This window comes from Catalinimonas alkaloidigena (assembly GCF_900100765.1).
GTDB lineage: Bacteria > Bacteroidota > Bacteroidia > Cytophagales > Flexibacteraceae > Mooreia > Mooreia alkaloidigena.
Map to the genome: position 1 here is coordinate 26471 of NZ_FNFO01000008.1, position 11997 is coordinate 38467.

At 54.7% G+C, this 11997-nt stretch carries 11 protein-coding genes; 8 read left to right on the forward strand and 3 right to left on the reverse strand.

The genetic code is table 11. The annotated features are described in order from the left end of the window. Window position 1 precedes the first annotated feature (1 nt). Window positions 2-376, reverse strand: coding sequence for a hypothetical protein (locus BLR44_RS18555; protein WP_089684807.1), 375 nt, complete (start codon window positions 374-376; stop codon window positions 2-4). A 143-nt stretch (window positions 377-519) separates the two neighbouring features. Between BLR44_RS18555 and BLR44_RS18560 the strand changes: the two genes are divergently transcribed. The 3 genes from BLR44_RS18560 to purE are packed head-to-tail and all read left to right on the forward strand — an operon-like array spanning window position 520 to window position 3971. Beyond that, window positions 520-2322, forward strand: a complete 1803-nt coding sequence (locus BLR44_RS18560; protein WP_089684809.1) for a MutS-related protein — start codon at window positions 520-522, stop codon at window positions 2320-2322. A gap of 6 nt (window positions 2323-2328) precedes the next feature. Beyond that, window positions 2329-3459 (forward strand): 5-(carboxyamino)imidazole ribonucleotide synthase, encoded by a 1131-nt coding sequence (locus tag BLR44_RS18565; RefSeq protein WP_089684810.1) that lies wholly within the window; start codon window positions 2329-2331, stop codon window positions 3457-3459. Further along, window positions 3456-3971: a 5-(carboxyamino)imidazole ribonucleotide mutase gene (gene purE, locus BLR44_RS18570; RefSeq protein WP_089684812.1), complete on the forward strand. Its 516-nt coding sequence runs from the start codon at window positions 3456-3458 to the stop codon at window positions 3969-3971. Before BLR44_RS18565 ends, purE begins: the two co-directional genes overlap by 4 nt. A 32-nt stretch (window positions 3972-4003) precedes the next feature. Here purE and BLR44_RS18575 read toward each other — a convergent pair whose 3' ends face one another. Both BLR44_RS18575 and hemW read right to left on the reverse strand, forming a co-directional pair. Next, complete coding sequence (locus tag BLR44_RS18575; RefSeq protein WP_089684814.1) at window positions 4004-4771, reverse strand: cyclase family protein; 768 nt, start codon at window positions 4769-4771, stop codon at window positions 4004-4006. Then, window positions 4768-5901: a radical SAM family heme chaperone HemW gene (gene hemW, locus BLR44_RS18580; protein ID WP_089684817.1), complete on the reverse strand. Its 1134-nt coding sequence runs from the start codon at window positions 5899-5901 to the stop codon at window positions 4768-4770. The genes BLR44_RS18575 and hemW overlap by 4 nt, the downstream gene beginning before the upstream one ends. Between hemW and BLR44_RS18585 the strand changes: the two genes are divergently transcribed. The 5 genes from BLR44_RS18585 (at window position 5902) to BLR44_RS18605 (ending at window position 11880) form a co-directional block, all read left to right on the forward strand. Beyond that, window positions 5902-7713 carry a BamA/OMP85 family outer membrane protein gene (locus BLR44_RS18585; RefSeq protein WP_176956112.1) on the forward strand — a complete coding sequence of 604 codons (1812 nt, stop codon included), beginning with the start codon at window positions 5902-5904 and terminating at the stop codon, window positions 7711-7713. Between the two features lie 43 nt (window positions 7714-7756). Then, window positions 7757-8800 carry an MraY family glycosyltransferase gene (locus BLR44_RS18590; protein ID WP_089684821.1) on the forward strand — a complete coding sequence of 348 codons (1044 nt, stop codon included), beginning with the start codon at window positions 7757-7759 and terminating at the stop codon, window positions 8798-8800. Then, on the forward strand, window positions 8797-9984 hold the full coding sequence (locus BLR44_RS18595; RefSeq protein WP_176956113.1) for a DUF4271 domain-containing protein: 1188 nt from the start codon (window positions 8797-8799) through the stop codon (window positions 9982-9984). The genes BLR44_RS18590 and BLR44_RS18595 overlap by 4 nt, the downstream gene beginning before the upstream one ends. A gap of 11 nt (window positions 9985-9995) precedes the next feature. Next, window positions 9996-10784 carry a uroporphyrinogen-III synthase gene (locus BLR44_RS18600; protein WP_089684825.1) on the forward strand — a complete coding sequence of 263 codons (789 nt, stop codon included), beginning with the start codon at window positions 9996-9998 and terminating at the stop codon, window positions 10782-10784. A gap of 145 nt (window positions 10785-10929) precedes the next feature. Further along, entirely contained in the window at window positions 10930-11880 is a 951-nt protein-coding gene (locus tag BLR44_RS18605; protein WP_089684827.1) for a PorP/SprF family type IX secretion system membrane protein, read from the forward strand. Window positions 11881-11997 lie beyond the last annotated feature (117 nt).

The following is an 11997-nucleotide window of genomic DNA, read 5'->3' on the forward strand; positions in this document are numbered from 1 at the left end:
CCTACAGGTCGAAGTATTTCTCGTAGTTTTCTTCGTTGCGCCAGAACCGGCGCGCCTCCCGGCGTACTTCTTTGATGAAGTCCGCATCGCCTTTCAGCTCGCGCCACTCACCCAGTCCCAGGTTCTCGCACATGCGGTAAAACTGATCGCCCTGCCCGCCTTTGGTTTTGATCTTGACCATACCGCTCAGCAGCGGTCGTCCCTGCTCGTGTTCTTTCGTAGAGATATCGTTCAGAATGTCGATCAGGCGTGAGCGCTCGTGGCTGATTTCCAGATTCAGTCCCAGATCCGCGTCGTAAATCAGTTGAGGAAGCGAGATGGAACCTCGGCCGACCCGGCAAAAATGGATGAGTTTGTTGCGTACTCGGTTATTCATGGTGGACACGTTTGAACAGGAGGTTGCCCGCAATTGTGCAACCCGTTCTTACCAAACAAAGCTCCAAATTAGCTTTTTCTCACCGATCATTGCAAATCGGGCGCTTCGTCCATCTGAGGGCATTCTCTATCTTTGCACCCTCCATGTCCCAAGACCTGCTATCGTTTTTCGAACAACGCGCCATCCGGTTTGGCCAGCGGCAAGCTGAGCTTCAACAGCGGTACAACTTGTATGCAACGGTGCGGGTTTTGTGGTTTCTGGCCGTGTTGGTGCTGACGTTCTACTTTGCCAACGTGCGTTTGCTGGGGGGAGTGGCCGCGACGCTGGCCATCGGTCTAGCGGGCTTTGTCATCGCTCTGAAACGCCATCAGCAAGTAGCCCATCAGCGCGACGAGGCCCGCCACCTGAAAGAGATCAACGACGAAGAAGCGGCCCGGCTGCGGCATCAGTTCCGGCACCTGCCCGACGGCGCGCAGTACGCCGACCTGCGGCATCCGTACACTTCCGATCTTGATGTTTTTGGTCCGCACTCCCTTTTCCAGTACCTGAACCGTACGACTACGCACGAAGGTAGCAACCGCCTCGCGGCCTGGCTGCAATACCCGGCAGAAGCCGCTATCCTCGCCCAGCGCCACGCGGCCCTGCGCGAGTTGTCGGAACAACTCGATTGGCGGCAGCAGGTTCAGGCGGCGGGACGGCACGCCCCGGCCGCACAACCGCCGCTCCTCAACGAAACGCCTTCCCGTATTTTCCAGGAAAAGTCGTGGTTGAGCACCTTGCGGTGGGTTCTGCCGTTGGTTACGCTGACCCTGTTTGCCCTGGTGGCCCTAAGCATCCTGCCCCTTTGGGTGCCGCTGCTGGCGTTGCTGGGGCAGATCCTACTGCTGCGGCAGGTATTTCAACCGCTTTATGAAGCCACATTTCAGGGCGATGCCCAGGGAAAACGGCTGAAATCGTATGTCGCGCTGTTTCAGGCCATAGAGCAAGCGTCGTTTTCCGCACCGCTTTTGCAGCGCCTCCATCAAACCCTTACGCAACCACAGCGAGCGTCGCGCGTAATCGCCGACCTGAGTGCCATTGTCCAGTGGCTCGACTCACGTGCCAATTTGCTCTACGGCATTTTTAACGGATTGCTGCTGATCGATCTGTGGATATTGCACCGCCTGGAACGCTGGCAAGAGCACAACCTGCCGCAGCTCCCCGCCTGGCTCGATGCCCTCGCCGAACTGGACGCACTCAACAGCCTGGCGGCCACGCACTTTGCCCATCCGGACTGGTGCTTGCCTGCCTCGTCCGACGAACCCGTTTTTCTGGAAGCTATTTCGCTGGGGCACCCGCTCCTTCCCCCCGACCGCCGCGTCACGAACGATCTGGCGCTTTCGGGCCTGGGCGAAACTTTACTGATTACCGGGGCCAACATGTCGGGCAAAAGTACGTTTCTGCGTACCGTAGGGGCCGGCATGGTAATGGCGTTGGCGGGCGCCCCTGTCTGTGCCGCACAAATGCGGGTCAGCCGGATGCAGGTCTTCACAAGCATGCGGACGCAAGATTCGCTGGAAGAGAGCGTGTCGGGTTTTTATGCAGAATTGAAACGTATCCGCCAACTGCTCGACCTGCTGAATACCACAGAGTTGCCCATCTTTTACATGCTGGACGAGATTCTGAAAGGCACCAACTCGCGCGACCGGCACACCGGCGCGATGGCGCTGATCCACCAACTGCACCGTCGGCGGGCGTCGGGGATGGTTTCAACCCACGACATCGAACTGGGGCAACTGGAAAAAGACCTGGGCGTTTCGCTGAAAAACTTCAGTTTCAATAGCCAGATTGTCGGTGACGAAATCCGTTTCGACTATCACCTGACCCCCGGCATCTGCCGGAGCTTCAACGCGACCAAACTCATGGAACAAATGGGAATCGCCATCGATTCCGAACCCACAACATAACCTCGTATGCAACTTCCTTCGATCGGCGTGCTGGGCGGCGGCCAACTGGGCCGCATGCTGCTCCAGGCCGGCCTGAACCTCGACGTTACTTTCCACATGCTGGACCCGGACGCTCAGGCGCCCTGCCACGAATTGACGCCCCACTTTACCCACGGCTCGCTGACCGATCCGGACACGGTTCGGCAGTTTGGGCAGGCCGTTGATCTGGTCACCATCGAAATCGAAAACGTAAGTACCGACGCGCTAGAACATTTACAACAAGCTGGGAAGCGCGTGTTTCCGCAACCGCAGGTCATCCGCCTGATTCAGGACAAGCGACTACAAAAACAGTTTTACCAGCAGCACGGCATCCCGACGGCCGATTTTATCCTGACCGAAAATCGGGCAGATGCGGCACAATACGCCGATTTCCTGCCCGCGTTCCACAAGTTGGGGCGAGAAGGATACGACGGACGGGGCGTGCAACGGCTAACAAGTGCCGCTGATCTCCCGAAAGCGTTCGATGCGCCGGGCCTCCTGGAAAAACTGGTGGACTTCGAAAAAGAAATTGCCGTGATCGTGGCACGGAACGAGCGAGGCGAGGTCAGCACCTTTCCGCCGGTCGAGATGGTCTTTCATCCGGAACACAACCTGGTGGAATACCTGTATGCCCCCGCCCGCATCGACGAAGCCGTCGCGGCCGAAGCCGATCGTCTGGCTAAAAAACTGATCACGGCGCTCGACATGGTCGGACTGCTGGCGGTCGAAATGTTTGTCGATAAATCGGGGCAGGTGTTGGTGAACGAAGTGGCACCCCGCCCGCACAACAGCGGCCACCATACCATCGAGGCCAACGCTACGTCTCAGTACGAGCAGCATCTGCGCGCCATCCTGAACCTTCCGCTCGGCCCGACCGACACGATCCGTCCGGCCGCCATGGTCAACCTGCTGGGAGAACCCGGCCACACCGGACCGGCTCATTATGAAGGGCTGAACGACGTGCTGGCGATGGAGGGCGTTCATGTCCACCTGTACGGTAAGAAACTCACCAAACCTTTCCGGAAGATGGGCCACGTCACCATCGTCGACAGCGACCCCGAGCGGCTTTGGAGCAAGGCAGAAAAAGTTAAGAACATCCTGAAAGTCATTACACTATGAATCCCCTTGTAGGCATTATCATGGGCAGCCAGTCCGACCTGAACGTAATGTCGGCGGCCGCCGAGCACCTAGAACAGTTGGGCGTTCCGTTCGAAGTTACGGTGGTGTCGGCGCACCGGACTCCCGAACGCATGTTCGACTACGCTCAAAACGCAAAAGCACGAGGCCTGAAAGTGATCATTGCCGGAGCAGGTGGGGCTGCGCACTTGCCGGGCATGGTGGCTTCGCTGACAACGCTACCCGTGATTGGGGTGCCCGTCAAATCCAGCAACTCCATCGACGGCTGGGATTCGGTGTTGTCGATTTTGCAGATGCCATCGGGTGTACCTGTCGCCACGGTAGCCCTCAACGGAGCCGCAAACGCGGGGATTCTGGCGGCGCAGATGGTTGGCGCATTTGACGAACAGATCGCGAACAACCTGGCGGCATTTAAGGCCAAGCTCAAAGAGAAAGTTGAAAAATCGGTGCAAGATCTCGACACCCGGGGGTATCGTGCCGTGTTAAAAGGGTAACGCGCAGTACTAGTGTGCCGCCAGGAGGCCGTTTACCCGTCGAGCGAGGTTACTGGATAGAGCACCGGGTGGCTTGGGCTGGCATCCATCGCCAGATTCAGGACTTGCAACTGCAACAGGTAAAGCCCGTCGGGAATGGTAGGATCGACGTACACCAATTCGGTAATGGTGGCATGGCGACGGATCTGCTCCGGATAGCGCCAGAACGCCCGGTGGGTCACTAGTTTCCCGCCGTCTACTTCCCGATCAACCGAAGGCAGGTCTACCAGCAAATGTTCCATTCCCTCGTCAGTCAGAAACTGCCCGATGGCAGCCTCCAGATACGGTGGATTTGTCCCGGAATAGTGCCGACTCAGTTTGGCAGCATCGTTCGGTAACGTGCGCAGCACAAGCGCTTCGGGACGAGGGTGCATCACTTTTTCCTGAAAGGACGATAGCCGTACGACGTGATCCTCCCCAACCGTGTCGGGAGCAACGCTGACCACCTGCGCCATAAATATGTAGCGGTTCAGGCATTGGTTAAGAACGGCCTCCGGATCGGGTGAAATGTGTCCGTAACACTCGGTGTGGGTGCCATTGCCGTGCGGAGTCACGAACAGTTTCTGATAGTTTACCGGCCCGCCCTCTGCTACACTGCCCACAAAGCTGCCCAGGCGAATCACTTCGGCCGCAGGCGGATCGGCGTAGTAGCAGTTGGGATTTTCGTAATTCGGCGTCAGGGGAATGGAAATGACGAGCGGTCGCGCGAGGTTGGCACGGTAACTCTTCCCGGCAAACGTGAAGTCAGTCGTCTGAATCATGATTCTACGTAAAAGAGATCGGCCGCCAGCTCGTCGGCCAGCAGCTTGCCTTTTTCGGTCAGCAAAAGCGTCGCTCCCTGCTGCTGCATGAGGCCGCGTTGTGTGGCGTGAGCAATGTACTGCTGTTGCTCTGCCGTCAGGGCAAATCCGTACTTTTCCTGTAAGTGCTCTAGATCGCACCCCCATTGCGTACGGAGGCTGGTCATCAGGTATTCGTTCGCGGCATTTTCGGGCGAGAGTTCGTCCATCGTAAAAGGAATTTCGTGCTTCGCCAGGGCTTGCACGTATTTCGCGTTATGGGCCACGTTGAATTGTCGGTTCCGTCCGTCGTACGAATGCGCGCTAGGCCCCACCCCGAGGTAAGGCTCCCCGCACCAATAGTTGCGGTTGTGACGCGAATAACGGCCGGGTTGGGCAAAATTAGAAATCTCGTAATGCTCATATCCCTGTTGCGTCAGCGTGGCCACCAACTGCTCAAATTGTTCGGCGGCAAACTCGTCGGAGACGGGTGTCAGCTTCCCTTTCCGTTGCCAATGGCCGAATACGGTCTGCGGCTCGATGGTCAGGCAATAGGCGGAGATGTGCGGAACCTGCAACTGTAGCGCCTGGGCCAGATCCTGCTGCCAGATGGCGTGCGTATCGGCCGGGATGCCGTAAATCAGGTCGATGGTCAGATTTTCAAATCCGTATTCCTGCGCCTGCTGCACACAGGTGGTAGCTTGCGAGGCGTTATGCGCCCGATGCAGAAACCGCAGGTGTGGCTCATGAAACGATTGAATTCCTATGCTGAGGCGGTTGATTCCGCATCGGCGCAAAATCGCTAATTTGTCCGTCGTCAGGTCGTCGGGATTGGCTTCCAGCGTAATTTCGGGCCGCGGCCCTACGTTGTAAAGGCGATGAATGGTTTCCAGGAGAGCTTGTAACTCTGCTTCTTCCAGCAGCGAAGGCGTACCGCCCCCGAAGTAAATGGTCTGCACGGCGTGGTTTTCCAGGTACGGAACCTGGAGCGTCAGTTCGTGTTGTAGAGCCTGAACCACAGCGCTTTTCTGCGCCGGATTGGTGCTAAAATGGAAGTCGCAGTAATGGCAAGCCTGTCGGCAGAAGGGAATATGCAGGTAAATACCAGCCACGTGTGTCGTCGAATTTTCACCGCAAAACAACAAAAGCGAGCGTTTTCATTCCATCTGCGTGGAGTAAAGTTTGTCGTTGCCGGTTGGCTCGGCCTTTTGCTGGCGAAGCCGGTCGTTGCACAAACGAAAGTTTACCTCGCCCCGCGGGTTGATGCTCAGGAGGCGGCAGCGACGCTCCGCCCCTATCGTTTTCGCACCGAACATCCAGATTCGGCGGCGGCGGCTAAAACGGCAGAAGACCTATTGCGTCAACTTCAACGCGATGGTTTTCTGGCCGCTTCCATCGATTCGTTGCAACTGGCGAGTGATACGCTCGTGCCCTATTTTCATGTGGGTGCACACTACCGGTGGGCGTGGTTACGGCCGGGCAATGTGCCGGAAGTGTGGCTCACCAAAGCGGGATTTCGGGAGCGTTTTTACCAGCAGATGCCGTTTCGTGGTCCACAATTGGCGCGCCTGGAGGAGGCCCTTCTGAGGCTGGCCGAAAGCAACGGGTATCCGTTTGCTACCTTACGACTCGATTCGTTGCAACTCCAAGAGGATCAGTTGCATGCCACGCTGCACTACGAACCCGGTCCCATCATCACGTTCGATTCGGCACGTGTGCAGGGCGACGTTAAGATCAAGTCGAAATTCATGGCGCGTTACCTGCGCATCCAGCCCGGCGATCTGTACGACCAGCGGCGCGTTGAGACGGCACGTCGCCTGCTACAGCAGTTGCCTTACCTGCGCGAGTTACGTGCGCCGACCGTAACGTTTTCGGCTGGGGAAGCGCGGCCTTATTTTTTCGTGGAGCCCCGGCGCGTCAACCAGATTGACGGCATTGTGGGATTTCTGCCTAACCAGCGGAGCGGAAAACTGCTTATCAACGGACAGTTTACACTCGAACTTTATAACTTATTTAATGCGGGCAAAGAACTAAAGGCGCACTGGCAAAGCACCAAGCCGCAGTCGCAGCTGCTTGATCTGGCCTACGTCCATCCGGTGTTGTTCGGCTCTCTGCTAGAATTGGGGGCTAACTTTTACCTGCTCAAAGAAGACTCGACGTTCCTGAACCAACAGACTCAACTGGCACTGGGCTACCCGCTACGACAGGCCGGAAAGCTTTCGTTTTACACCCTACGCCAACGCTCGCGCAACAATCAGGCGGTGGCAACCAGCACCGACCCGTCGTTGATTCCGGAAGTAGCCAGTTTCGATCTTAATTCATACGGCTTGGCGTACGAACGCCGGTCGCTCGACGATCTGCTGTACCCGCACCGGGGCTGGCTGCTGACCACCCAGACGGCGGTAGGCAACAAGCGCATTCGACCGACGGCGACTACCGAAGCTTGGTTCGACAGCATCGACCCGCAAAGTTTCCAACTCCAGGTGCGACTGCGCGCGGAGCGCTATTCGTCGCTCAAATCCCGGCTGGTGCTGCTGACCCGCGTGCAAGGCGGTGCATTGTTCAACAAAAATCTGTTTCTGAACGACCTGTACCGGCTCGGCGGACTCGCCACGTTGCGCGGATTTAACGAAAACTTTTTTTACGCTTCGCGCTACGCCGTTGGTACGGCAGAAGTGCGCTTTTTTACGGACGACAGCTCTTATCTGCTGGTATTTTTCGACCAGGGCTGGGGACAGTTTCGCTCACCGGGTTCTGCCACGCCCTTTTTCGATTTTCCGTTAGGGGCTGGTGCAGGGCTGAGTTTCCGAACCGCCGCCGGAATCTTTAACTTTGTATATTCGATGGGATATTCTCGCGCACAGGCTCAGGCATTTGCGCCGTCTCAGTCCAAAATTCACTTTGGCTTGCTGAGTCGGTTTTAATGGTTCGTCATCACGTATTTTATTGCCAACTTAGTACCCCTTTATGCTCGACCTACTCCTTGCTTTCGTCTGGGCTTTTATGATTTCTGTTTTTGCCATTCCGTCGATCGTACGGGTAGCACATCAGAAAAACCTGCTCGACGAGCCCAACTTCCGGACCGTTCACGTCTCCCTGACCCCACGCCTGGGTGGCTTGGCCATTTTTGCCGGATTTACTTCAGCGCTCACCATTTTCGGAGAGGTAACTCCCGAAATTCAGCAAGTGCTGGCCGGGTGCATTCTCCTCTTCTTTGTGGGCATGAAGGACGATATCGTCGCGATTTCGCCTTTCAAAAAATTTTTCATTCAGATCCTGGCCACCGGAGTCGTTATGTTCATGAGCAACATTCGGCTGACCAGTTTTCAAGGTTTTCTCGGCATCTATGAGCTAGATCCCGGCCTGAGCTACGGCATTACGTTTCTGGCGATCATCGGCATTACCAACGCCATTAACCTGATCGACGGGCTTGACGGCCTGGCCGGCACGATTGTGACCGTCATCGCCACGACGTTTGGTATTTATTTCTACCGGTACGGTGCTGGTGGCGATCAAGCCTACGCCGGGGTAGCGTTCTGCCTGATTGGCGGCATCATCGGCTTCTTACGTTATAATTTGCACAAAGCCATCATTTTCATGGGCGACACGGGCTCCTTGCTGTGTGGCTTTCTGGTCGCTGTGATGGCGGTCAAGTTTGTGGAAATGAAAACCGTACCCAACGCACCTTCGCTGGCTGTGGCGATCCTGATCATTCCGCTGTTTGACACGTTGCGCGTCTTTGCCACCCGGATTTTGCGAGGGGCTTCGCCCTTTTCTCCGGACAAAAATCACATACACCATATTCTGATCGGAGCCGGTCTTTCTCAATTGGTTACGGTTGGCTTACTTGCGTTGATAAACCTCGCCGTTGTGGCCGCTGCTATCTACTTTGCTCCTTTGCGGAACAATCTACTTTTACTGGGTCTGCTGGTGGTATGCCTTATGGCCAGCGGTCTGCTGGAGTATCTGCGGCGGCGGCGGCAACGGAAGAATCAACTGGTGCGTCGATGAAGAAATACGTTGTATGGTCTGGGTGGAAGCTCGTAGGGCTGAGTTGCATCATTTTGGGAATGTGGTCGGGGCAAGGCCTTGCTCAGACACCCGCCGTAGTAGTCCAGGAGCTGGAGGATCGGTGGCTCTACTTTGATGAAGAATACGAAGCCTATGTTCCCTGGCTGGGCGCAGCAGAACAACCCACCCATACGTTGAGTCTTGAGCTAAAAGCCGACAGCCTGCAGCCTTATCAGTTGCGGTTTGTGACCACGCCTGAGTTGTGTCTGTTTGTCAACCAGCAACTTTACAAATGCTATGACCGAACCGATACGCTGACGGTTCCGCTGGCCAACCTGGCAAAACAATTTGCTACCTCGCAACTCTTCCTCACGTTCTACCATCCGCAACGCGTCGCGGGTGCCATCAAAGCTCCCCAATTGATTTTGCCGAAGCAAGCGGTAGCACCACCCGCCCTCGAAACCTCCGAGGGACCTGTACTTTCCTTTGCCCGGCGCCCGGTCGATCGTTCTTTTCAGGATACCCTGATGCTCAGCCTGCTTGTGCTGTGCAGCCTGTACGTAGTCGCGAAGAACTCGGCCCCCCGGACTTTCGGAGCGTTTTTAAACTTCCGCAAACTCTTTACGGCTTCGGTCTATGATTACACGCCCAGCAGTCAGCGCACCTGGAGCGGGGTCATCCCGCTGCTGATTTTGATCAACAGCGTGGCTATTGGGTTTATTCTGCTTTCGCTGCAACGCTTTATTCCGTTTCAGTTGGCAGATATCCCGTTTTTCGAAGGAGATTACACCCTGACCGGGCGCTTCGTGCGCTTATCGCTCATCGCCCTTTTCTACTACGTGTTCATCTACCTTACCATCCACCTTCTGGGATGGCTTTTCAGCATACGGCAAGCGGCCGACGTGCATTTTTATGAGTTCACCCGCTTTACGACACTGATGTGCTTGCTGATGATCCTCCTGATTTTAGGGGACATGCAGGCGCATTTTCTGGGTCAAAAGTTTTTTGTGATCGGACTGGCGGCCACGGCGTTAGGCTTTACGCTATTGCGGATCATAAAAATGGTCGTCGTTTTAAATAAGTCGCTGCCCTACAAAAAGGTATATATATTTTCGTACCTTTGCGCCACGGAATTCATCCCTTTTTTCGTTGTAATCAAATACTTGCAAGTTTACACCAAGTGAGTAGCGTAAGCATGAATAATACTGTTACCAGGGATGCAAAGGATCGGCATACCCAAGTAAAGAGTATCCTGGTTTCTCAACCTGAACCCTCTGACGAAAACTCTCCTTACTATGCATTGGCACGCAAATACGGCATCCAAGTCGATTTCAGGCCATTTATTCAGGTAGAGTCGGTCTCTCTTAAAGAGTTCCGAAAGCAGAAGGTCAACATCCTGGACCACACGGCGGTTATTTTTACAAGCCGCAATGCAATCGACAATTACTTCCGAATCTGCCAAGAGAGCAAGATCGAAGTTCCTGCTGATATGAAATACTTCTGTATTTCGGATCAAACGGCTTTTTATCTGCAGAAGTATATCGTTGTCCGGAAACGGAAAATTTTCACAGGAAGCAAGACAGCCACGGATCTGATCGAGGTGCTCAAGAAGCATAAGAACGAAAAGTTTCTTTTTCCTTGCTCGAACATTCGGAAAAATGACATTCCGGATTACCTCGCGAAAAACAACTACAAGTTCACGGAAGCGGTTCTGTACAAGACAGTTGCCAGCGATTTGTCTGACTTAGCGGATGTCAATTACGACATCATCGCCTTCTTCAGTCCATCGGGCATCAACTCGCTTTTCGTCAATTTTCCCGACTTCAAACAAAATGCAACGCGTATTGCCGCTTTCGGCCCCACAACCGCCAAGGCAGTGCACGATGCGAATTTGATTTTGGACATTGAGGCCCCTCTGCCGAATGCACCGTCGATGACGGGCGCGCTAGAAGATTATATCAAGAAGGTTAACGGAAACAAATAGTACGCGAGTAGTATTTGCCAATTCCACACAGTAGGGAGTTGCTGATTGCCGTTTAATTTTACGGCAATAAAGTTTCGGAGAATCAGTTATTTAGGTGTCGGTCGTTATATTTACGACCGCCCTTTCTCGGAACTGAATCAGCTATATGAAAAAGACATTTACCCTACTGTTATTGGTTCTTCTCACTGGCAAAGTGCTGGCCCAGCAAGACGAACACTTTAGCCATTACATGTTTAATTCGTTTGTGCTCAATCCGGGGTATGCGGGTTTGGCAGGAGCAGGTGAATTTGTACTGGTGAGCAGGGCGCAGTGGCTAGGATACGGAGGCATTGGAGAAGGCGCGCCCAGCACAACTGCGGCTTCTTTCAACATGCCCATTCTGTCGCTTAATAGCGGAGCAGGTGCGCACTTTATCCACGACCGCCTAGGGGCTACCGTCATCAACCGTTTTTACGCCAGTTACGCCTACCACTTTGTAATCGGGAAAGGAAAACTCGGCTTCGGTGGCCGGGCAGGTGTCTACAACATGGGAGTGGATGGCACCCTTTACGTTCCACCTACTCCAGGGGAAGATCCTGCCATTCCTTCCGGGTCAGAATCGCAGTACCGTCCTGACTTCGATCTGGGTGCCTGGTACGCCACTGAAAAGTATTATGTAGGGGCTACGGTTGCCCACCTGATGCGTTCGCAATTCAACCTGAATACCGAACTGGCCGTCAACCCCCTCGAGCACCACGCTTACCTAACGGGTGGTTACGTATTCAAGCCTACTTATGCCTTAACAGTTACTCCTTCCGCCATTTTCAAGTACGAGTTTGCCAGAGGAGAGTACCAGTTTGAGGTGAGTACATTAGCGAATTACAATGAGAAGTTCTGGGGTGGCTTATCGTACCGCGAGGGCGATGCCATTACCGCGCTCGTAGGAATCAGTGCGCTGAAAGAGAACCAACTCCGTTTCAGCTACGCATTCGATTACACCATCACAGGGCAAGATGGGAAGAAACCCACGTCACACGAAGTGATGCTTTCTTACCGTTTACCACGTCCCGAAGCTGGCAGGAAACCTATTGTCCGTACACCACGTTTCCGCCACTAATTATCAAGGTTTTTCGGCGGCCAGCCACGCGCTTTTTGTTTGGCTGACTTTTGAAAACAAATATTACAATATGCAGATAATCTGCGCGTTCGAGAAGAATAAAGAAGGGCTTCCTCT